The following is a 20,648-nucleotide window of genomic DNA, read 5'->3' on the forward strand; positions in this document are numbered from 1 at the left end:
CCGCGACGCCATCGCCGCACCGCGACCTCGCCGCGCTCGCTTAATCGGCGTATACCCGCGAACGGCCCACTTACCCAGGAACTCCCACATCCCGGATTCGTCTGTGCCACATGGCGGATTTAGCAGTCGCCACAGGTGTGAATCGCTGTGCTGAATCCCCGCTCGCCGAGTGGTGCCGCGACGACAAGGCGCTGTGCCTGACGAATAAGCCCGGAGGTTGTCACCACACACTCAGCGAACCCGGGCTCCGTCCGATCAGCTTCTGCGCGGTCCGGGTCAGATGGGCCTGGTCGGCGAAGTCGGCCCGGGCGGCTGCCGCGCTGATCGGCCCCTGCGGAAACGCCAGCACCGCCGTCCGCAGGCGCTGCCACTGCCGTACCCGTCCCAGCGGCACCCCGATAGCCGAACGTGCCAACGCACGAATGCGCGGCGCCGAGAGCCCGACCTCATGAGCGAGGTCGGCGAGGTGTCCGACGTCGCCGCAGCGGCGCAGGATCGTCTCCAGGCGCGGATCCAGTGTGGGCGCGGGCCCGAACAGTGTCGCGACTTCCGATCGCAGCGCATCGAGATCCCACTCGGCGCCGAGAGCGTCGAGGAGTCGACGGGTGACCGATGGCTCCAGCAACGCCAGCCCCACTCTCGGCGGCAGGCACCACGGTTCGAGCACGACCGCGACGAACCCGGAGGTCGTCACACAGTCGTGCGGTAGTTGCGGCGGGACGAGGGCTCCACCGGCAGCCAAGCCGTTCACGATGACCTGCCCGGACGTGGGCAGCACAAGCTTCCACACCGGGTGCCTGTGTCGAGCGGTCGAGGCCATCGCGGTCTCGCCGTAAGCATCGAGGTCGGCTCCGGTCACAAACCGCCGGACCCGATCGTTTTGTTCAATACGCCAGCCTGTCGACGTGGCGATCTGGTCGGTATGCCCACCGTCGCCGCCTTTCTGCTAGCTGTGCTCTTGACACTCACCGGGTTCGGTCACTTCATCTTCGTCCGCTACTTCCGATCGCTGGTTCCCCGGTGGATCCCCGCGCCTGGCTCACTGGTAGTAGCGACCGGGCTCACCGAGCTCGTCACCGCGACGCTCATTCTGCTGCCGGATACCCGTGTGCTCGGCGGATGGGCGGCGGCGGTGCTCATCTCCGGATTCCTGGTCGTATGGCTCGATGCGCTGCGGACCGCGACGCGGGATTCGACCGGTCTCACGAATCATCCACTGGGCGCGTTGATTTCGTTGCTAGTAAACCTCGGCTACCTTTCCTGGGCCATCTATGTCGCACTGAACGCTTCCCATTAACGGGGATGCAATTCGGTGAATGGATATGTCGACTTCCAAGCCACAGTTGACGCATTCAGCCATCCGCCTGAGATTCCATGAATCAACGCCAGTAGCAGCGCCGCGCCGCTGCTCATCACCTGATGACCGTCCCCGCGAGGGAGGAAGAAGCCCCTCACGTGCGCAAACAGGTGAGGGGCTCGAGCGGTGGCGACGGGATTTGAACCCTGCCGCAGCCGTATGTAGACCGCGCTTTCGGCCAGATTCGTTGCGTTTCAGCATGTTCCGGGGATGCCGACGACGATCAACGTGCGGCCAAGTGTTGACGTGGTCAACGCCCCTGGCGAGGCATTTCCGGGTGCGGATCGGTCCGCACCGTGGCCTACTCTCACGGGACCACGACGGTGCAGCCATGCTGCGCCGTCATAAGAAGGAGTGGTACGGCAACGCGCCCCTGCCGTGTATTGTGCCGGTGGACTCGCGGCGCGGGTCAAGTCGGTCGAGCGGAAAGCCCGCTGGCATCGGCTTGTTCGGGATGGTAGGTCTGTCACCCCCGGGGCAGGTGCCAGACGCTCGTCTACACCGCGACGATATTCAGCAGCGGTCCGAGCCCCTTGAAGTCGTCTGGGTTGCGGGTGTACAGCGGCAAGCTGTACTGGACCGCTGTGGCTGCTATCTGGAGGTCAGCCACTCGTCCTCGGGGTTTACGCCCGATCTGTTCGAGGAGAAAAGCCAACGACCCGTACACATTCGCCGTCTCAGCGTCGAACGCGAGTGGGTTGAACGATTTCGCGACCCACTGGAACTGGAGCTGGCGTTGGGCTTGTTTCAGCGGATCTTTAGTGGAGTGCAATCCGGCGGCGAGTTCGGCCAGACTTATCGCACTTATTGCGGCTTCCGCTTCATCGGGCAGCGATGTCTGCACCTCGAGATAATCGATGAGGACCGATGTGTCGAGCAGCACGTGCCGGGGGCTGGTGGGTTCACTCACGAGCCGGGATCTCCTGGTCGATCATCACATCCATATCGGCGCGCCACTCGTTGTAGTCGATACGCGGCAGATGGGCGCTGGTGCGGGCCAATTCGGCGATCGGTACGAAGGTTCGCCGTGTCAAGGGCTTGAGTTCAGCGACGGGTTTGCCATTGCGGGTAATGGTGAAGCTCTCGCCAGCTTCGACAGCGGCAAGAACTTTGCCGCTGTCGTTGCGGAGGTCGCGTTGCTGGATCGTTTTCATATCTCTAGGCTACCCGGCCTGCTACGCGGTGTACAGAGTGCTACAGACTGCCCCGGGAGTGGGGCGTGACCCGCACTTCGAATCCGGGGCCGGGCCCGCACCTGCGGCAATGCTCGCGAGGAATCCAATGCGGACCTCAGCCCCACGGACTCGGTCGAGTACCAGTCCGATTTCATGTCGGCACGTGTTGATCGGTCAACACAGCCAAGCCCCGAATCCCGCCCACCGCGGAGAAGAAAACAGCCCCTCACCTGTGTGAACAGATGAGGGGCTTTGGCGGTGGCGGAGGGATTTGAACCCTCGGAGGGGGGTTACCCCTCACACGCTTTCGAGGCGTGCTCCTTAGGCCGCTCGGACACGCCACCGCCGACAACCATACCGGACGGGGGGCGGATCGCTAAATCGGCTGTAGGGGCGGCCGGAGGGGTGCTCGGCAGGCTGTGGGGGTGTGGTGCGCGCCTCAGCGTTGGGCTCGGAAGAATTCGTCCAGCAGCGCGACGCATTCGGCTTCCAGAACACCGCCGCGCACTTCTGGGCGGTGATTGAGACGGCGGTCACGGACCACGTCCCAGAGCGAGCCGACGGCACCGGTTTTCGGTTCCCAGGCGCCGAAGACCAGGCGGCCGATGCGGGCGAGCACCAAGGCACCGGCGCACATGGTGCACGGCTCCAGGGTCACCGCGAGCGTGGTGTTCTCCAGACGCCAGCCATCGCCGACGACCGCGGCGGCCCGGCGTAGGGCGAGGATCTCCGCGTGGGCGGTCGGATCGCCCAGGGCCTCCCTGGCATTGGCCGCGCGGGCGAGTTCATGTCCGTTGGCATCGAAGACGACGGCACCGACGGGTACGTCGCGAGCGCCCGCATCGGCCGCTGCGGCGATCGCGGCGCGGACCATATCGGTGTCGGAAAGTCCGTCGGCGAGCAGACCCACGTCAGCGGGGCAGCTTGTCCAGCACCGCCGAGAGTTCATTGGCGAAGCCGAGCCGCTGGGCGATCATGCCGAGCTGCTCATCCGGATACAGGTCGGTTTCGGCGAGGATCACGCTGAGCACCGGTTCGGGCAGGCCGAGATCGGCGAGCACGCCGAGATCGCCCTCCTCCCACGGCTCGATATCGTCGAGTTCGTCCGGGTCGATATCGGGTATTTCGACATTGAGGGCCTCGAGCACGTCGGCGGCGATGTCGTAGTCGATCGCGGCCGTCGCATCCGAGACCAGCATCCGGGTGCCGCTCGGCGCGGGCCGGAGCACGATGAAGAACTCATCGTCGACGTCGAGCAATCCGAACACCGCACCGGAACTACGCAATGCCTTGAGTTCTGTTTCCGCCGCGGCCAAATCGGTGAGCGCGGCCTGACTCAACGGACTACACCGCCATTGTCCTTCTTCGCGGACAACCGCCACTGCGAACCCCTCCACGTCGTCGAAATCATCCGACGCAGCCTTGTTCGTGCCCGAGCGCTGTGCTGCCATGGCCGCAACGGTAGTCGGCTCGAGCCGAAATGTTGAAGTCGTATGCGAATCTGTTCCGATGACTCCTGACCAGAAAGCACCGGTGTGTGTCCTCGGGACGGGCTTGATCGGCGGCTCGCTGCTGCGCGCGGCCGTCGGCGCGGGCTACGACGCCTGGGGTTACAACAGGTCAGAGGGGGGTGCGCAGGCCGCACGCGCCGACGGCTTCGACGTCACGGGTGATCTGCTCGGGGTGCTGACCCGGGCCGCCGATACCGATGCGCTGATCGTCGTCGCGGTGCCGATGCCCGCGGTGGATCACATCCTCGCCGAGGTGGCGAGCTTCGCGCCGCACTGTCCGCTCACCGATGTGGTGAGCGTCAAGGCGCCGGTGGCCGCGGCGGTGCACCGGCACGGGCTCGCGGCCCGCTATGTCGGCGGGCATCCGATGGCCGGCACCTCCGAATCCGGTTGGGCGGCTACCCAATCCGGCCTGTTCCAGGATGCGGTGTGGGCCGTCGGGGTGGATGCGGGCACCCACCCCGAGCCGTGGCGACGAGTGGTGCGGCTGGCGCTGGCCTGTGGCGCGGTGGTCACCCCGGTGGTCGCGGACGAGCACGACCGCGCGGTGGCCCGGATCTCTCATCTGCCCCATGTGCTCGCGGAGGCGCTGGCCGTATCCGGTGCGGCGGGCGGTGACCTGGCACTCGGACTCGCCGCTGGTTCGTTCCGCGACGGCACCCGCGTCGCCGCAACCGCCCCGGACCTCGTCCGTGCCATCTGCGAGCCCAATGCCGCAGCCCTTTTGGACGTGCTCGAGGAATCGCTGACCATACTCAGCGCGGCCCGCGACAGCCTGCGCGCGGAAGGCACCCTCGTCGACCTCGTCGAAGCCGGGCACGATGCCCGCGAACGCTACGAAACCACGCAGCACTGGGCAATCACCGATATCCATCCCGGCGACCACAACTGGCTCGAAGCCTTGCGCGACGCAGGCCAGCGCGGTGGGGTGATCACCGAGCTGGACTGATCCGGGTGGTCAGATGCGTTCGGCGAGGCCGGGGTAGTCGAGGAGGAAGCCGTCGGCGTCGACAGTGACGGTGGCGCTGGACACCGGGGACAGGACGCTGATGCCGGTGGCGCCGCTGCTGTAGGTGAGGCTGGCCTCCTGGACGAGGAGGTCGGGCAGGCGGACGTAGACGACCGGGACCTGGATGTCGTCGACGGCGTTCTGCAGGCCGAAGCGGCGGATGGGGAGGGTGTTGAAAAACGGGCTGAGTACGACGTCGACATCGAGGGCGCCCGCGAAGGTGGAGCGGACATGGCCGCCGCCCGCGTCGACGAGCCAGTAGTTCTCCTCGTCCCTGGCGATGGAGGCCTGACGTTCCCCGGCGGCGGTGGTGCTGCGCAGGGATAGCCGCTTTGTGACGCCGTTCTCATCGGTGACCAGGTCATACGAGGCGCTGAACGCGGGGTGTTCCGCGCACGCGCCGCCGATCATGCGACCGGCGGCGCGGATGCGGTTGCCATTGAGGGTCACGCGGACCGACTCCATCCGCGACCCGTTGTGCGCGCGCCAGGTGAGGATCGCCGGCCACCGGGATGCCGCCGGTTGGCTGTCGGAGCCGAGGGCTGGGTTCGTCACGTATCTACCGTAAGCGACGCGGACCATGCACCGGCATTACACCAGCGACTCGCGCCACGCGGCGTGCAGGCTGGCGAACCGGCCGGTGCCCGCGATGAGCTCGCTCGGTGTGCCGTCCTCGACGATCCGGCCGGACTCGAGCACCAGCACCCGGTCGGCGATCGCGACCGTGGACAGCCGGTGCGCGATGATCACGGCGGTGCGATCGCGCAGCACCGTTTCCAGTGCCCGCTGGATCAGCCGCTCGCTCGGAATGTCCAGGCTCGAGGTCGCCTCGTCCAGCACGATCACCGCGGGATCGGCGAGGAATACCCTGGCGAACGCCACCAGCTGACGCTGACCCGCTGACAAGCGCCCGCCGCGCTTGCGCACGTCGGTGTCGAAACCCTCCGGCAGTGCGGTCACGAAGTCGGACAGACCGACCGCGCGCGCCGCGGCGAACACCTCCGCATCACTGGCCTCCGGCCGCCCGAGCCGGATATTGTCGGCCACCGACCCGGAGAACAAATACGACTCCTGGGTAACCATCACGACATTGCGCCGCAGATCCACATCGGACAGCTGCCGCAGATCGATCCCATCCAAACTCACCGTGCCGCCGGAGGGGTCATAGAACCGCGTCAGCAACTTGGCCAGCGTGGACTTGCCCGCACCGGTCGCACCGACCAGCGCGATCACCTGCCCGGCCGGGATGTCCAGCGTGAACTCCGGCAACACCGGACGCGCCCGACCGCGCTGCTCGGCTTGCGGCACAACGACTTCGAGCTCCGCCGCCGCGTCACCCGATGTCGGCCCGGCCGCACTCGACTGCACCGAACCATGGCTCTCCGAAACCGCTGCCACAACCACAGATCCAGCCGAATCCGGCAGCGCGAGATCGGCCAGGCTTCCTGCACTCGGAGTCGCCCCAGCCACCCTCGGCTCCACGGCACCGACGCTCGTCGACACAGCGTCCACAACAGCGCGTCCAGCCGAATCCGACGGCTCGAGATCAGCCAGCCGCCCGACACCCGGCGTCGGCCCGGCCGCATTGGGCCCCAACGCACCGGCGCTCTCCGACACAGCGCTCGCGACAGCCACGCTGGGCAGCACTGCTCCAGACTTCTCGGACACGGCTTGCGCGACAGTGCGCGCAGCCGAATCCGACAGTTCGAGCATGGCATCGGAATCCGATGGCGCCTCCAGGGGACCTGCCGGTGATCCGTAGCCGAACCACACGTGGTCCATGCGCACGGCGCCGGTTGCCTTGGTCAGGGCGACCGGGTTGCTCGGTTCCTCGACCGAGGGTTCCTCCTCCAGCACGCCGGAGATCTTTTCCAGGGCGGCGGCCGCGGATTGGTAGGCGTTGAAAACCTGGGCCAGTTCGTCGAGGGGGCCGTAGAAATCGTTGAGGTACAGCAGGTATGCGGCGAGGACGCCGACGGCGAGGTTGCCCTCGATCACCAGCCAGGCGCCGACCACGATGACGATCACCCTGGTCAGGTTGCCGAGCAGGCGGGTGAGTCCGGCGTAGTCGCCCATACCGCGCATGGCGGCGGTGGTCGCCTGCAAGTATTCGGCGTCCTCGGCCGCCAGCACCGATTCATTGCGGGCCTCGCGCCGGAAGGTCTGCACCGCGCGCATGCCGCCCATCGACTCGACGAACTGCACGACCACCTTCGCGATGGCGCCGCGGGTGCGCCGGTATCCGGCCCGCTGCCTGCGCTGGGCCCAGCGGGTGACCAGCACCAATGGCACGAATCCGAGCAGCACGATGGCGGCGAGCGTCTGATCGAGGTAGATCAGCAGCACCGCGATGGTCAGCACCGAAAGAATGGCGCTCAGTGCCTGATTCAGCGCACTTTCCAGCAGCTGCTGCAGCGTCTCGATATCGCCGGTCAGCCGTGCCACGACCTTGCCGGAGGTGTACTGCTCATGGAAGGCGACGCTGAGCCGCTGCATATGCGCGAACAGCCGGACCCGCAGATCGAAAAGCACACTCTGGCTGAGCTTTCCGGAGATCCGCAGGAACACGAAGGTGGTGCAGACGCCGAGCCCGATCGCACCCAGATAGCCGGCCACGGTGCGCGCCAGCGGCACCCAGTTCCCCTCGGCCCCCTTGGCGATGCCGGTGTCGAGCCCGTGCGCGATGAACAGCGGCGCCGAGACCATCGCGGCGTTATCGAGCACGATCAGCACCATGGCCAGGATCGCGAGCTTGCGATACGGCCGGACCAGGCTCAGCAGTAGCCGCCGGGATCGACCGGCCAGCACCAGATTTCCGGTCTCTGTCACCTCTTTGTCCTCATTGGCGATGCCGCGCCAGTCGGCGACCTCGTCGCGCTGGGCCGAATCGTCGGCGGGGACAGCGGTTTCGGTTGTGGTCATGATTCACCTCCCATCAGCTCGCGATAGCGACTGCTGGTCTTCAGCAGTTGATCGTGGGCGCCCTCGGCGATGATCCGGCCGTCGGCGAGCAGCGCCACCCGGTCGGCGAGTGCCGCGGTGGAGGGCCGGTGCGCCACGAGCAGCGTGGTGGCACCGGCCAGCACTGTGCGCAACCGTTCCTGCACGCGCTCCTCGGTCTCCACATCGAGTGCGGAGAGCGGGTCGTCGAGTACCATGATCCGAGTCCGCTCGCCGGTACCCGCGCGCGCGAGCACCGCGCGGGCCAGTGCCAGCCGCTGGCGCTGACCTCCGGACAGACGCAGGCCCTGCTCGCCGATCCTGGTGTCCAGGCCCCACGGCAGGTCCTGCACGAAGTCGGTGGCCTGGGCGACATCGAGCGCGCGCCACACATCGTCATCACCGGCCTCCGGATCGCCGAGCGCGACGTTTTCCCGCACACTCGCCGAGAAGAGCACCGGCTCCTCGAATGCCACCGAGACCAGCGAGCGCAGATCGGCGACCCGCATCGAGGCGATATCGATGCCGTCGATGGTGATGGCGCCGCCGGTCACATCGTAGAGCCGCGGAATCAGATTGAGCAGCGCCGTCTTTCCGCTACCGGTCGCACCGACCAGTGCCACCGTCTCACCGGGCCGCACCTTCAGCGAAATATCGTGCAGTACTTCACCTTTTGCTTCGGGAAAGGCGAAACGCACACCGTGCAGAGCCAATTCGCCGATGATTCGCTCGGGCAGCGCGACCGGATCCGCGGGATCGGTGATATCGACCGGGGTGTCGATGATCTCCCAGAAGCGGTCGGCCGCGGTGCGCGCATCGTTCCATTCGGCGAGCAGGAAGCCGGTCCAGATGATCGGCCACTGCAGGAAGGTCGCCAGGGTGATGCCAGCGACCAGGGTGCCCAGTGTCATGGTGTGGTGCGCGACGGCGTATCCGCCGTAGCCGAGCGCGAAGGCGATGGCCAACTGCGGCAGGCTCACCATTGCCGACCACAGCGTGGCGTCCAGCCGCACCTTGAACAGTTCGGTCTGTTGCAGCGCACGTGACTGCGCGGTGAACCGCCCACCGAAGAACCCACCGCGACCGAATGCCTTGAGCACCCGGATGCCCTGCGCCGACTCCTCGGCGGTGGTGGCCAGATCGCCGGACTGATCCTGGGAACGCCGCGAGGCGACCGCGTAGCGGCGCTCGAACCGCAGGCAGACATAGGTCAGCGGCAGCGCGACAATCGCGAACATCAGCCCGACCTGCCAGCTCAGCGCGAACAGCACGAGCAGACCGACCGGGATCACAATGCAGTGGATGATCAGGAACGGCCCCGCGAACGCCACGAACCGCTTCATGGTGCTCATATCGTCGATCGCGCGCGACAGCAGCTGCCCGGACTCCCAGGCATCGTGGCGTCCGATCGACAAGGTCTGCAGCTTGCGGAAGATCTTGGCGCGCATGGCGATCTCGAACTGGGCCGCCGGTTTCGCGATGAGCCACCGGCGTCCCCACACCCCTAACGCCTCGACCAGACCGAGCAGCAACACGCCCAGCACCGGCAGCACGACACCCACGAAATCGCGCCGCTGAATCGGACCGTCGATGATCCGCGCGATGATCAGCGGGATCATGATCGCGGTCAAGGCGGCGACCGCCGCGAGCCCGGTCGCGCCGAGCAGTGCAGCCCGATGCGGCCGCAGATACGGCAGGAACCGGCGCAGCGAATGCAGGCGACCCGACGCCGCGGTGGCAGGTCGCTCAGGTCTGTCGACCTCCGTATCGGCCGACCGCGTATCGAGCGTGACGGACAAAGCTCCCCCTCGTGGTCCCGTGGTTGGCTGGTGTCGCGAACGGATCTCCCGGTGATGTTCGCACCGGGGTCCGACATTTCAGGGTGGCATCGGTCCCGAGATCGGCCAACCGATTTTCCGCCACACCCACAGCCAACAACCCTCGAGTGACCTCGAGGTCAAGCCCCTACGGCAACCCCCCACAGATCAGCACCACCCGCAGACGGCATCGGCGCCCGGATTCCGGGCGCCGATATGCGCTACTTCGATGGTACGGACCGCAGTCACCGAACCCGGACGCTCGTGTGCTCCTGCTCCGTCGGCGCATCCGGAAAGTCCTGCTGCTGATAGCCCCCGCGCAGCGTGCCCGCCAAATATGCGGCGCGGCAGGCCCGTCGGGCGATCTTGCCGCTGGAGGTGCGCGGGATCGAACCGGCCGGGACCAGCAGGATATCGCGCACGGTCACGCCGTGGCGCTGCGCGATGGCCGCGCGCACAATATCCACGATCGGCTCCGGATCCAGTTTCGCCGCACCGGTGCCACGCTCGGCCACGATGACCAGTTGCTCCGAGGTGTTATCGGCGTCGAAGGTGAGCCCCGAACGACTGCCCTGTTCGAAGACCAACGCGGGCAACTGATTCGCGGGCACCGAGAACGCCGCGATAAATCCGGGCCGCAGCGCGGTGCTGGCTTCCTGGGCCGAGAACTCCAGATCCTGCGGATAGTGGTTGCGCCCGTCGACGATCACCAGATCCTTCACCCGGCCGGTGATGTACAGCTCGCCGTCGAGATAGACGCCGAAATCGCCGGTGCGCATCCACTGGGCGTCCGGATCGGTGCCCTGCGCGTGACTGTCCTCCGGCAGTCGGCGCGCCAGGGTGTTCTGGAAGGTCGCCGCGGTCTCCTGCGGCCGACCCCAATACCCGATGCCCATATTGTCGCCGTGCAGCCAGATCTCGCCGACCTCGCCGTTTTCGCGCTCGATACCGGTCTCCGGATCGACGATCACCGCCCACTGCGATAGTGCGACAAAGCCGCACGACACCTGCGCGATCGAATTCTCGGTGCCCCTTGGCACTTCGACCATGCGGCCCGCATTGAGCTCATTGCGATCGACGTAGACGACCTTGGCCTCGTCCTCGGCCTTGGTCGCCGAGACGAACAGCGTCGCCTCGGCCATGCCGTAGCAGGGCTTGATCGCGGTCGCGGGCAGACCGTACGGCGCGAACGCCGCATTGAACTTCTGCATCGACGACACCGACACCGGCTCACTACCGTTGATCAATCCGATCACATTCGAAAGATCGAGCTCCTCATCGGCTTTCGGCTTACCGCGGGCCGCGGCATGCTCATACGCGAAATTCGGTGCGGCGGCGAAGGTTCCGGCGCCATCGGAGGCGGCGGCCAATTCCTTGATCCAGCGATAGGGTCGCCGCACGAACGCACTCGGCGACATGATGGTGATGAATCCACCGCCGATTGTCGGCAGGATCACCGATAGCAGACCCATATCGTGAAATAGCGGCAGCCAGGTGACACCACGTGAATTCTCTTCTACACCAATGGCATCGATCATTTGCAAGAGATTGGTGCCGACCGCGCGGTGGGTGATCTCGACACCGGCCGGTGTCCGCGTGGACCCCGAGGTGTACTGCAGGTAGGCGACACTATCGATATTGATCTCCGGCCGCACCCAGCTCGATCCGACACTGTCCGGAATGGCGTCGACGGCGATAATGCGCGGCCGCTGTGCCGCCGGGAGATGCCGGAAGAAGTTCCGCACGCCCGCCGCGGCCGAGCCGACGGTCAGAATGGCCGCTGGTGTGCAGTCACCGAGCACCGCGCGCAGTCGATCGGTATGGCCCTGCTCCTCCGGATCGAACAGCGGGACCGCGATATTGCCCGCGTACACCGCCGCGAATATCGAGACGACATAGTCCAGCCCCTGCGGGGCGAGGATGGCCACCCGGTCGCCCGGCTGTGTCACCTGCTGCAGCCGGGCCGCGACGGCACGCAGCCGAATGCCGAATTCGTGCCAGGTGAGATCGACGTACTCGCCATCGCGTTCCCGCGAGTAGTCGATATAGCGGTAGGCGAGCTCATCGCCGTTCTCCGCGCTGTGCTTGTCGACGAAGTCGATCAGGGTCTTGTCGCCACGGATCTTGATATTGCCCTGATCGTCCAAATAGTCGTCGAAGGTTTCGTCGATCATCGCCTTATCCTTTTGCCAACGCAGGCACTCAGGCCATGCGGTTACACCGAACACAGGTCGATAACGAAGCGTCGGGAAGGCTAGCAGGTGCGCCGCCCGACGGTGCTCAGTACCGTCCGAAGGCGATTGCCACGTTGTGCCCGCCGAAACCGAACGAGTTGTTGACGGCGTAATCGATCCGGCCGGGTCGGGCCCGCCCCTTGACCACGTCGAGATAGATCTCCGGATCCTGGTTGTCCAGATTCAGTGTCGGCGGCACGATGCCGTCGCGCACGGTGAGCACGGTGAGCACCGATTCGAGCGCCCCGACCGCGCCGATCGAATGGCCGAGCGCGGATTTGGGCGCGTAGACCGACGCATGGTCGCCGACGGCGGCATTGATGGCCTGCGCCTCGGCGGTATCGCCGATCGGAGTAGCGGTCGCGTGCGCATTGACATGGGTGACATCGCGCTTGGAGATTCCGGCCTTATGCATGGCCCTGGTCATCGCCCGCGCGGCACCCTTGCCACCGATATCCGGTGCGACCAGATGGAAAGCGTCAGAAGTGATTCCGGCACCCAGCAAGCGTGCGTGAATGGTCGCGCCGCGCGCCTTGGCGTGCTCTTCGGTCTCGATGACCATCATCGCGCCCGCCTCGCCGAAGACGAATCCATCGCGGTCCTTGTCGAACGGTCGCGAGGCGGCCCTCGGGTCCTCATTGCGGGTGCTCATCGCGCGCATCATGGTGAACGCCGCGATCGGCACCGCCTGAATGGAGCCCTCGACACCACCGGCGACCACCATGTCGGCATCGCCCATGACGATCATCTGCCAGGCATTGGCGATCGCCTCCGAACCCGACGAGCAGGCCGAGACCGGGGTGACCGCGCCCGCGCGTGCGCCGAGTTCCATGCCGACACAGGCGGCCGAACCGTTGGGCATAATGCGCTGCACCGTCAGCGGCGGCACCTTGCGGTAGCCGCCGTTGCGCAGCCGATCTCGCGCGTCGGTGATGTATTCGCCCCCACCGAGTCCCGTGCCGATGGCGACACCGAGCCGGTTCCTGTCCACCTCGGGACTGCCCGCATTGCGCCAGACCTCACGCGCCAGCGTCAGGGCCATCTGTTCCACATACGACAGGTTCTGTGTCTCCTGCCGGGTGAGGTTCTGTGACGGTTTGACCTTCAGATGTCCGCCGATGCGCACCGGTAGTTCGAACTGCTCGATGAAGCTGTCCTCGAGGACATCGATGCCGCTCTCGCCATTGAGCAACCCCTTCCAGGTGGAGTCGACATCACCGGCTATCGAGGTGGTCGCCGCCAGACTGGTCACGACCACATCGGGATAGTTCCCGTTCTTGGTAAACGGAATCTGCATTTCGCTCACTTTCCTGGCGTAACACTTTGGGATAAACCGGGAACTGCGCGTCGACGCTGGAGCGCCGGAAGGGTCAGCAGGAGCGGAAGCTCGAAGTATGCCTGCTGCCGTCGAACGGCCGTGCATACGCGATTCGACCGTGAGCACTACCGGGGCAACCGATCGGACCGAGTGCACGACACACTACCGTGGCCGTCGCCAGGTCGTCGCGATGACCGCTCGAGTAACCTGCTCAGCGGAGACGCAGCGCTGGTGGGTCCGAGCGATCCGCGAGCAACCGTGAGAAGGGAAGACTGTGACGGGCGGGCGGATGGTCGGGCTGTTCGCCGGTATCGGCGGGCTGGAGCTCGGCCTCGGCAACCATGGCTGGCACACCGAGCTGCTCTGCGAGATCGATCCCGGTGCGCAGGCGGTGCTCGCGGCACGCTTTCCCGGAATTCCCTTGCACGCCGACATCACTCGGCTGCGCGCCCTGCCCGCCGGTACCGAACTGGTCGCCGCCGGATTTCCATGTCAGGACCTCTCCCAGGCCGGGCGCACCGCCGGCATCACCGGAAAACGCTCCGGACTCGTGGACGAGGTGTTCCGGCTGGTACGCCGACAGCGCGGGCCGCGCTGGCTGCTGATCGAGAATGTGCCGTTCATGCTGCAGCTGGGTCGCGGTGCGGCCATGCGGCATATCACCGGCGCGCTGGAGGAACTCGGCTACACCTGGGCATACCGGGTGGTCGACGCGCGGGCCTTCGGGCTGCCACAGCGCCGCCAGCGGGTGCTGATGCTGGCCTCGCGCACCGAGGATCCGCGCCGGGTGCTGTTCGGTGATGATGCCGGACCGCTCGATCTCGGTGACCCGGAACAGGATCCGTGCGGCTTCTACTGGACCGAGGGCGTGCGCGGACTCGGCTGGGCGGTGAACGCGATCCCGACCCTCAAGGGCGGTTCGGCGCTGGGCATCGCGAGTCCGCCCGCGGTGCGGTTGCCCTCGGGCGAGCTCGTCACGCCGGGCATCGTGGACGGTGAGCGGCTGCAGGGCTTCGCCGCCGACTGGACCGAACCGGCGACCTCGGTGCCGGGCATCCGGCACGGACACCGGTGGAAGCTGATCGGCAATGCCGTGAGTGTGCGGATGGCGTCCTGGGTCGGCGCCCGGCTGGCCGCACCGGGCGAGCCGATTTCCGGCGATGAGCCGCTGCCGCCGGGACGGCCGTGGCCGGTCGCCGCGTGGGGCCGGGCGGGCGCGGCCTACCGGGTGCCGGTCTCGACCTGGCCGGTGCACGAGCCGTATGAGGATCTGCACCACTTCCTCACCGATGCGCGGCTGCTCTCCGCCCGTGCGACCGCCGGATTCCTGCGCCGCACCGGAATGGGCAACCTACGGTTCCCGCCCGGATTTCTGGACGATGTGGAGAGTCATCTCGATCGAATGGGCGGCTGGGCGGCATGAGGTTCGGACGGTCATGAGCACGAATCGGCGGCCCCCGACCGATGTCGCGACGAGTGCCCGGATGGCCCGCCAGCGGCGCACCGGAACCGGCCCCGAACTCGCGCTGCGCCGGGAACTGCACCGGCGCGGCTTGCGCTATTTCGTCGACCGCGCGCCGCTGCGCGGGCAGCGACGGCGCGCGGATCTGGTATTTCCCCGGCTGCGGGTCGCGGTCTATGTCGACGGATGTTTCTGGCATCGCTGTCCGCAGCACGCGACCGATCCGAAGCACAACTCGCAGTGGTGGGCGGACAAGTTGAGCGGCAATGTCGCCCGTGACCGGGCCACCGATGCGGCGCTGGCCGCGGCGGGGTGGCAGGTGGTGCGGGTATGGGAACACGAGGACGCGGCCGCGGCGGCGGACCGGGTCCAGGCCACGCTGGCCGAGCGGGCCAACTGACACCAGTCGCTAGCGGCGCTGCCGCACTCGCACCAGCGTGCGCGGTGCGTGCGCGGCCAGGTAACCCGACACCGCCATTACCGCCAGCACCATCAACCCGGCGATGGCCGTCGCGAATCCGATCATGGGAACCTCCTTAGGTATGTCCAGCATCACGAATGGACCTGACAGAACGCTGTGCCCGGGTTGGTAATGAGGTGTGCGAAAGAGCTGTCGGTTAGGACACACTGACCTACTGTTGAACACCGGACCAGCGAGGAGGCGGAGAATGGTCCAGTGATTGATCGCCGGAGGATCGCCGAACGACACGTCCTGGTGGCCTGCGGGCTGATCGCGGCGGCGATCGCGATCGCCGGACTCTGCTATTCCTCCTGGTTGCTCGAGTTCGTACTGAAGATCGATGTCGATCCGGTGAATTCGTTCCTCAGTGAACTCGATGCCGAGGGCAAACCGCACCGCGAAGTATTCGCCACCGCCGACAAGATCGTCGGCCTGCTGCTGATGCCAGCGGCGATCGCCGGGCTGCTGTTATTTCCGCGCCGCAGATTCACCACCATCGGCTGGGTCGCGCTGTTCTGCTTCGGCGCCGCAACCGTCGGCGACGTACTGCTGCCGCTGCGCGATTGCACCCCGGAGAACAACGCCGAATGCGGCGGCGGTGGCAGCGAACTGTTCCCGCAGTTACATCAGCCGCACGCACTGACCAGCACCATCGCGGTTACCGCGATCGCCATCGCGACCTTCGCTTTCAGCCTGGCCGCCTTCCGCTATCACCGCTGGCGGATCCTGCGCGAGGTCGGTCTGGTGGTGCTGGTGATCGGATCGGCGGCGACCATCTGGATGCTGGTCGCCGACAACCTGACCGGTAATTACGCGCTCGGGATCGCCCAGCGGATCCAGGTCGGATCGATGTCGCTGTGGTTGGTCACGTTGGCGGCGGCGGTGATTCTGGAAGGCCGCGAATGGATCGAAGGTGATCCCGGTTAGCCGACCTTGATCCGTACGGTGTGTGAGTCGACCTTCGCGGGCAGTTTGGTGGTGTCGATCTCGAGGATTTCGCCGGAGTCCTGCAGACCGTTGGGCAGCGTCTTGGGCTTCAGGCCGAAGGGCGGCTGCTCACCCTTACTGGCGGCGAGGCCGAAATCGCTGTCGTTGGCGATGTAGAGGGTCTTACCGCCGTCCAGGGTGGCGACGCCCTCGATCTTGTCGTGGCCGTAGAACTTGCCGTCCGCGTTCAGGCCGGTGATCAGCGCGATGAAGTCCAGGTTCGCGGTCTTGGCGACGGGAGTGATGCCCGCCTTCCGCAATGCCGCGACGCCGTCATTCGTCGAGACGGTGCCGACCAGCGTCTCCAGCGGCTTGCCAGCGATCTGGAGCCCGCCACGTTCCGGATCGTAGTGCGCGCCCGCGACCTTCGACTCCGGGCCGACATCGGTGGCGCCGGAGATATCGACGGTCCACAGTTTCTTATCGGCCTTCGGGGGCAGGTTGCCGTCGCGCTCGTCGACCAGGAAGGTGGTGGCGCTGAGCGCGGTGATCTCGGAGTCGGCGACCTTGGTGCTCTTCGGATCCTGCAGCGGGAGCACGAATTCCTTGACCGCCTTGGTCTTCAGGTCGATGGTCACGATGCGGGTCATCGGCACATCCTTGGCCGAACCGTCCAGGTCGGGGGTTTTCAGACCGCTCTGCACCACGCCGACGAGGGTGCCGCCGTCCGGGGTGATGGTCAGCCCCTCCATGCCCTGGTTCGGGGTGCGCAGCGAAAGTTCCTTGGGCAGACCGGATCCCGGCCCGAGGCGCTCGAGTTCGGCGCCCTTGGCATCGAAATGCACCAGGAACGGGCCGTATTCGTCGGAGACCCAGAAGGTGCCGTCGGCCAGGGCGACCAGCCCCTCGGGGTCGAGGCCGTGATCGGTGGGCGGCAGCACATTTCCGGCGAGGTCCTTGATGGTCTCGCCGGTGCTGGCCGCGGTATCGACCTGCCCGTTGAACGGGGTGCCGTTGGCGGTGTGCAACTCGATGGTGGACTGCAGCACCGCGCGATTGCCGACCAGTCTGAACCGGCCGATCTTGGGCACGAAACCCGGAGTCGGCGTCAGCTTCTCGTTCTTGCCGGGGCCGTCCACATTGGGGCCGCGGTCGGTGAGGCCGTAGAACTCGCCCGGTGCGCCAGGGACCGGCGTCCACGCGGAGCCGTAACCGCTGGCCTGCACGGTGGTGCCGCCGAATTCGCCGAGCGGCGGAATATCGGTGGTGTACAGGCGAACCGCGTCGGTGGTGCCGACCTTCAGCTCGTCGGTACCGGTGTAGCCCGCCTTCGGCTGGTAGACGAGTGCGCCGTCGAGGCGGCGGGTCAGCGTGCCGTGTTCCGGATCGGCGATTGTCACGGCGGCGCTGCCACCCGTGGCGGCCAGCAGATCGTCGAGGGAGATAACCAGCGGCTGATCCTTGGCCACGGTGAAATCGGCCTTACCGTCCGAGGACGAGCAGCCTGCGGCCAGCACGCCGATGGCGAGGACGGCGACGGCGGTAATACGGGTGTGCGCTTTCACCGTGTCTGCCTACCCTGTACATCCGACAAAAGCCCTACGGCCGAATGACCAGTTGATGTCATGCTGTCGCCATGGGTGATCGTGTGAATATCGCATCGGGCTCGGAGTTCGAGGATATCGTCGGCTACTCGCGGGCGGTCCGCGTCGGCAATACGGTCGTGGTGAGCGGCACCACCGCCTCACTACCCGGCGGCGATGCGGTCGGCGGCGCCGATATCGGCGAACAGACCAGGGAAACCCTGCGCCGCATCACCTCCGCACTCACCGACGCCGGTGCAAGTCTGGCCGATGTCGTTCGGACCCGGATCTTCGTCACCGATATCTCGCGCTGGCCCGAAGTCGCCGAGGCACACGCCGAAGTATTCGGCGATATCCGGCCGGCCGCGTCGATGTACGAGATCAAGGCGTTGATCACCCCCGCGCTGCTGGTGGAGATCGAGGCCGACGCGATCGTCGGCGAATAGCGCCGGTGCCCGACTCCCGCGAGGACGCGATTTCGAACTGTGCGGCCTAGGTGCAGCGCATCACAGCCCCGTGACGCGGTTTCCCGGGCGGGGTCGGGGGTGAATCGCTAGGGTCGGACGGGTGACCAGCGATGCTGCGGAGACCACGGTTCAGCTCGAGACCGTTGCCGAGGCCACGGCACGGCTGTTCGACACGGTTCGTGGTCTCGAAGACGATGTGAGCGTGCCCTCGCTGCTGCCCGGTTGGAGCCGGGGGCACGTGCTGGCGCATCTGGCGCGCAATGCCGACAGTCTGGTCAATCTGTTGCTGTGGGCCCGCACCGGTATCGAAACTCCGCAGTACGCAAGCATGTTCCTTCGGGACGCGGATATCGAAGCGGGTGCGCCGCGGCCGCTCGCCGAGCAGTTGGCCGATAACGAAGCCGCGGCGAACCGCTGGCTCGCGGTGGCCCAGACCACGCCCGCGCAGGCTTGGACGGCGACGGTGCGCACCCGGCAGGGCAGGCCCATTCCGGCGACCGAGGTCATCTGGATGCGGTTGCAGGAGGTGCAGATCCACCATGTCGACCTGGGCGCCGATTACCAACCTGCCGACTGGCCGAGCGAATTCGTCGCCCGTCTGTTGCCCCGGGCCACCGCGGATCTGACCAAAGCCAATGCCGCGGCACCCGACCCGGCACCGGCGTTCGAAGTGCACACCACCGATACCGATTTCACTGCCACCATCGGCACGGGGGCCGCTGATCACACCATCACGGGCTCCGCCTCCGGTGTGCTCGCCTGGCTCCTCGGGCGATCCGACGGGGCCGATCTGAGCGGAGCGCTCCCGGTACTTCCCTCTTGGAAATGAGCCTGGGCACGGCGTGGGCAATGCCGACCAGGGACCAAACGAGGAGCAGGGCGACCGTCAGGCCGAGGGCATAGTCGCGGTCCAGCACGGTCGGATTGCTCGCCATGGCATTGCGACGGTCCAGCACCGGAAGGGCGATCAGCACGAGGGCCACCGAGCAGATGGCACCGCAGGCGGTGACCGCCCACCAAGTAGGTGGGAGCAGGCGGCGCGCGGTCAGTCCGAAGGCGGCGCAGACCGGGGCGAAGACCGCGTCGTGCAGCAGGATGCCGCCCGCGAACCAGATTGCCGCGGAGGCGAGATCGGTGGGCGGTAGATCGAATAGCGCGCTGATGCCGTACCAGCCGAGCCACAGGCCGACGACGAGCAGCAGGATGCGGACCGTCATCACGACAGGACCTCGATTTCGGACAGCCATTTGGTTTGCAGGACGCCGGGCCGGTTGGGGGCGATGAGGCGGCAGGGGTAGCCGTGATCGAGGTCGAGGGTTTCGCCATTCACGGCCAGCGCGACCAACGTGCTCGCATCGACGACATGACGTTGCGGGAGCACGGAACTGCCGTAGATACCGGTCTGCTCGAGGGAGCGGAATCGCACATCGCCGCCGGGATAGTTACCGACCGCCGCGAGCAGGTCCAGCAGGCGAACACCGGACCAGTCGGCACTCGCACTCCAGCCCTCGACGCAGGCGATCGGCAGGCTGGCCCGAGTCTGCGGCAGCGATAGCAGTTCGTCCCGGGTGAACTGGCGCTTCCGATTGCCCACCGTGACCGTCAGCCGGTACCCGGCATCGCGGGCCCGATCACCGACGCCCGCCGCCGCGGCCGATCGATTGACCGGAACCCCTTGCGGCCCATGCCCACTGCGCGGCGCGAGCACGGCGGCCCAGCGGAGGAAGGGGACGGTCTGTCCCGCAACGGCCAAACCTGCGGCAACGGCGGCAAGACTCGCACCGGTCAGCACTGCGCGCCGCGAGATATGGGGTCTGGTCTCCGGCCCTGGTGTCCCGGCGCCCGATTCGACTTCGGGGTCGGTCAGCGGGCGTTGCAATGCGTCGCGGATAACGGGCAGTTTGACCGCCACATGCACCGCGAGTGCGCCGACGGCGATATAGGCCATGGCGTAATGCGCGGTGGGAAAGAAGAATTTCCACGGGTAGTACTGGGCGATATTGATCAGGCCGGTCGACAGTTGGAAGATCGTCGCGCCGACGAGCAGGGCGATGGAACCGCGTTCGAGCATTCGCAATGGCGAACCGATGATCGGACGCCGGAACAGCCTGGGGTACACCGCCCACAGCTTCACCAGCAGCAGCGGGATGGCGGCGACCCCGGTGATCACATGGGTGCCCTGGGTGACCCGGTACAGCCAGACGGGATGGGCGGGCCACCAGAACCAGCTCGGCGGATGCTGGATCCAGTGACTCAACAGACCGGTCGCGAAGCAGACCAGGATCGCGGTGCCGAGCGCGCTGCCCACCCGACTCGCGACCTCGGGGCCACGTGCGGATGTCGGGCGCATCGCCTGTGCCCCCGCACCGGTCGCAATACCAGCGTTCG

Annotated in this window: 20 protein-coding genes and 1 tRNA gene; 7 read left to right on the plus strand and 14 right to left on the minus strand. The window is 66.6% G+C overall.

Annotated elements, in window-relative coordinates; genetic code table 11:
* Positions 1-220 precede the first annotated feature (220 nt).
* On the minus strand, positions 221-790 hold the full coding sequence (locus ACWEO2_RS11710; RefSeq protein WP_452405256.1) for a helix-turn-helix domain-containing protein: 570 nt from the start codon (positions 788-790) through the stop codon (positions 221-223).
* A gap of 132 nt (positions 791-922) precedes the next feature.
* Here ACWEO2_RS11710 and ACWEO2_RS11715 point away from each other — a divergent pair, with 132 nt between their 5' ends.
* Positions 923-1,297, plus strand: a complete 375-nt coding sequence (locus tag ACWEO2_RS11715; protein WP_452405257.1) for a DoxX family protein — start codon at positions 923-925, stop codon at positions 1,295-1,297.
* A 556-nt stretch (positions 1,298-1,853) separates the two neighbouring features.
* Here the strand turns inward: ACWEO2_RS11715 and ACWEO2_RS11720 are convergent.
* The 5 genes from ACWEO2_RS11720 to ACWEO2_RS11740 all read right to left on the minus strand — a co-directional run bounded on the left by ACWEO2_RS11720 (position 1,854) and on the right by ACWEO2_RS11740 (position 3,983).
* Entirely contained in the window at positions 1,854-2,267 is a 414-nt protein-coding gene (locus tag ACWEO2_RS11720) for a PIN domain-containing protein (protein ID WP_452405258.1), read from the minus strand.
* The gene (locus ACWEO2_RS11725; protein WP_452405259.1) at positions 2,260-2,511 is read right to left on the minus strand and encodes a type II toxin-antitoxin system Phd/YefM family antitoxin; all 252 of its coding nucleotides are present in this window, start codon (positions 2,509-2,511) and stop codon (positions 2,260-2,262) included. The genes ACWEO2_RS11720 and ACWEO2_RS11725 overlap by 8 nt, the downstream gene beginning before the upstream one ends.
* Positions 2,512-2,785: 274 nt before the next feature.
* Positions 2,786-2,876: transfer RNA gene (locus tag ACWEO2_RS11730), tRNA-Ser, on the minus strand.
* Between the two features lie 95 nt (positions 2,877-2,971).
* A complete protein-coding gene (locus ACWEO2_RS11735; protein ID WP_452405427.1) occupies positions 2,972-3,406 on the minus strand; it encodes a nucleoside deaminase in 435 nt (144 codons plus the stop codon).
* Positions 3,407-3,443: 37 nt separating this feature from the next.
* Positions 3,444-3,983 (minus strand): tRNA adenosine deaminase-associated protein, encoded by a 540-nt coding sequence (locus ACWEO2_RS11740; protein WP_354955378.1) that lies wholly within the window; start codon positions 3,981-3,983, stop codon positions 3,444-3,446.
* Positions 3,984-4,041: 58 nt separating this feature from the next.
* Between ACWEO2_RS11740 and ACWEO2_RS11745 the strand changes: the two genes are divergently transcribed.
* Entirely contained in the window at positions 4,042-4,992 is a 951-nt protein-coding gene (locus ACWEO2_RS11745) for a prephenate dehydrogenase (protein WP_452405260.1), read from the plus strand.
* Positions 4,993-5,001: 9 nt separating this feature from the next.
* Here ACWEO2_RS11745 and ACWEO2_RS11750 read toward each other — a convergent pair whose 3' ends face one another.
* The 5 genes from ACWEO2_RS11750 to ACWEO2_RS11770 all read right to left on the minus strand — a co-directional run bounded on the left by ACWEO2_RS11750 (position 5,002) and on the right by ACWEO2_RS11770 (position 13,340).
* Positions 5,002-5,607 (minus strand): putative glycolipid-binding domain-containing protein, encoded by a 606-nt coding sequence (locus ACWEO2_RS11750; protein ID WP_452405261.1) that lies wholly within the window; start codon positions 5,605-5,607, stop codon positions 5,002-5,004.
* 36 nt (positions 5,608-5,643) lie between these two features.
* Positions 5,644-7,974 carry an ABC transporter transmembrane domain-containing protein gene (locus tag ACWEO2_RS11755; RefSeq protein WP_452405262.1) on the minus strand — a complete coding sequence of 777 codons (2,331 nt, stop codon included), beginning with the start codon at positions 7,972-7,974 and terminating at the stop codon, positions 5,644-5,646.
* The gene (locus ACWEO2_RS11760; protein ID WP_452405263.1) at positions 7,971-9,791 is read right to left on the minus strand and encodes an ABC transporter ATP-binding protein; all 1,821 of its coding nucleotides are present in this window, start codon (positions 9,789-9,791) and stop codon (positions 7,971-7,973) included. Before ACWEO2_RS11760 ends, ACWEO2_RS11755 begins: the two co-directional genes overlap by 4 nt.
* 263 nt (positions 9,792-10,054) lie before the next feature.
* Positions 10,055-11,983 carry a long-chain-fatty-acid--AMP ligase FadD32 gene (gene fadD32 / locus ACWEO2_RS11765; RefSeq protein ID WP_452405264.1) on the minus strand — a complete coding sequence of 643 codons (1,929 nt, stop codon included), beginning with the start codon at positions 11,981-11,983 and terminating at the stop codon, positions 10,055-10,057.
* Between the two features lie 106 nt (positions 11,984-12,089).
* Positions 12,090-13,340, minus strand: a complete 1,251-nt coding sequence (locus ACWEO2_RS11770; RefSeq protein WP_452405265.1) for a KasA/KasB family beta-ketoacyl-ACP synthase — start codon at positions 13,338-13,340, stop codon at positions 12,090-12,092.
* Positions 13,341-13,650: 310 nt separating this feature from the next.
* Between ACWEO2_RS11770 and ACWEO2_RS11775 the strand changes: the two genes are divergently transcribed.
* The 3 genes from ACWEO2_RS11775 to ACWEO2_RS11785 all read left to right on the plus strand — a co-directional run bounded on the left by ACWEO2_RS11775 (position 13,651) and on the right by ACWEO2_RS11785 (position 16,210).
* Positions 13,651-14,784: a DNA cytosine methyltransferase gene (locus ACWEO2_RS11775; protein ID WP_452405428.1), complete on the plus strand. Its 1,134-nt coding sequence runs from the start codon at positions 13,651-13,653 to the stop codon at positions 14,782-14,784.
* A gap of 13 nt (positions 14,785-14,797) precedes the next feature.
* On the plus strand, positions 14,798-15,223 hold the full coding sequence (locus tag ACWEO2_RS11780; protein WP_452405266.1) for a very short patch repair endonuclease: 426 nt from the start codon (positions 14,798-14,800) through the stop codon (positions 15,221-15,223).
* Positions 15,224-15,499: 276 nt separating this feature from the next.
* On the plus strand, positions 15,500-16,210 hold the full coding sequence (locus ACWEO2_RS11785; RefSeq protein ID WP_452405267.1) for a DUF998 domain-containing protein: 711 nt from the start codon (positions 15,500-15,502) through the stop codon (positions 16,208-16,210).
* Here the strand turns inward: ACWEO2_RS11785 and ACWEO2_RS11790 are convergent.
* The gene (locus tag ACWEO2_RS11790; protein ID WP_452405268.1) at positions 16,207-17,775 is read right to left on the minus strand and encodes an esterase-like activity of phytase family protein; all 1,569 of its coding nucleotides are present in this window, start codon (positions 17,773-17,775) and stop codon (positions 16,207-16,209) included. The genes ACWEO2_RS11785 and ACWEO2_RS11790 overlap by 4 nt on opposite strands.
* Before the next feature lie 71 nt (positions 17,776-17,846).
* On the opposite strand from ACWEO2_RS11790, the gene ACWEO2_RS11795 reads away from it, so the two are divergent.
* Both ACWEO2_RS11795 and ACWEO2_RS11800 read left to right on the plus strand, forming a co-directional pair.
* A complete protein-coding gene (locus tag ACWEO2_RS11795) occupies positions 17,847-18,239 on the plus strand; it encodes a RidA family protein (protein ID WP_452405269.1) in 393 nt (130 codons plus the stop codon).
* 121 nt (positions 18,240-18,360) lie between these two features.
* On the plus strand, positions 18,361-19,089 hold the full coding sequence (locus tag ACWEO2_RS11800; protein ID WP_452405270.1) for a maleylpyruvate isomerase family mycothiol-dependent enzyme: 729 nt from the start codon (positions 18,361-18,363) through the stop codon (positions 19,087-19,089).
* Here ACWEO2_RS11800 and ACWEO2_RS11805 read toward each other — a convergent pair.
* Positions 18,992-19,477 (minus strand): hypothetical protein, encoded by a 486-nt coding sequence (locus tag ACWEO2_RS11805; RefSeq protein WP_452405271.1) that lies wholly within the window; start codon positions 19,475-19,477, stop codon positions 18,992-18,994. The genes ACWEO2_RS11800 and ACWEO2_RS11805 overlap by 98 nt on opposite strands.
* The gene (locus tag ACWEO2_RS11810; RefSeq protein WP_452405429.1) at positions 19,477-20,610 is read right to left on the minus strand and encodes a molybdopterin-dependent oxidoreductase; all 1,134 of its coding nucleotides are present in this window, start codon (positions 20,608-20,610) and stop codon (positions 19,477-19,479) included. The genes ACWEO2_RS11805 and ACWEO2_RS11810 overlap by 1 nt, the downstream gene beginning before the upstream one ends.
* Between the last annotated feature and the right edge of the window lie 38 nt (positions 20,611-20,648).

It is taken from the genome of Nocardia sp. NPDC004278, assembly GCF_053602975.1.

Bases quoted from the DNA above. Each gene is read 5' to 3' on its own strand.
- ACWEO2_RS11715 (WP_452405257.1), top strand. From the start codon at position 923: ATGCCCACCGTCGCCGCCTTTCTGCTAGCTGTGCTCTTGACACTCACC.
- ACWEO2_RS11725 (WP_452405259.1), bottom strand. From the start codon at position 2,511: ATGAAAACGATCCAGCAACGCGACCTCCGCAACGACAGCGGCAAAGTT.
- ACWEO2_RS11735 (WP_452405427.1), bottom strand. From the start codon at position 3,406: ATGGTCCGCGCCGCGATCGCCGCAGCGGCCGATGCGGGCGCTCGCGAC.
- ACWEO2_RS11740 (WP_354955378.1), bottom strand. From the start codon at position 3,983: ATGGCAGCACAGCGCTCGGGCACGAACAAGGCTGCGTCGGATGATTTC.
- ACWEO2_RS11745 (WP_452405260.1), top strand. From the start codon at position 4,042: ATGACTCCTGACCAGAAAGCACCGGTGTGTGTCCTCGGGACGGGCTTG.
- ACWEO2_RS11755 (WP_452405262.1), bottom strand. From the start codon at position 7,974: ATGACCACAACCGAAACCGCTGTCCCCGCCGACGATTCGGCCCAGCGC.
- fadD32 (WP_452405264.1), bottom strand. From the start codon at position 11,983: ATGATCGACGAAACCTTCGACGACTATTTGGACGATCAGGGCAATATC.
- ACWEO2_RS11770 (WP_452405265.1), bottom strand. From the start codon at position 13,340: ATGCAGATTCCGTTTACCAAGAACGGGAACTATCCCGATGTGGTCGTG.
- ACWEO2_RS11775 (WP_452405428.1), top strand. From the start codon at position 13,651: ATGGTCGGGCTGTTCGCCGGTATCGGCGGGCTGGAGCTCGGCCTCGGC.
- ACWEO2_RS11780 (WP_452405266.1), top strand. From the start codon at position 14,798: ATGAGCACGAATCGGCGGCCCCCGACCGATGTCGCGACGAGTGCCCGG.
- ACWEO2_RS11795 (WP_452405269.1), top strand. From the start codon at position 17,847: ATGGGTGATCGTGTGAATATCGCATCGGGCTCGGAGTTCGAGGATATC.
- ACWEO2_RS11805 (WP_452405271.1), bottom strand. From the start codon at position 19,477: ATGACGGTCCGCATCCTGCTGCTCGTCGTCGGCCTGTGGCTCGGCTGG.
- ACWEO2_RS11810 (WP_452405429.1), bottom strand. From the start codon at position 20,610: ATGCGCCCGACATCCGCACGTGGCCCCGAGGTCGCGAGTCGGGTGGGC.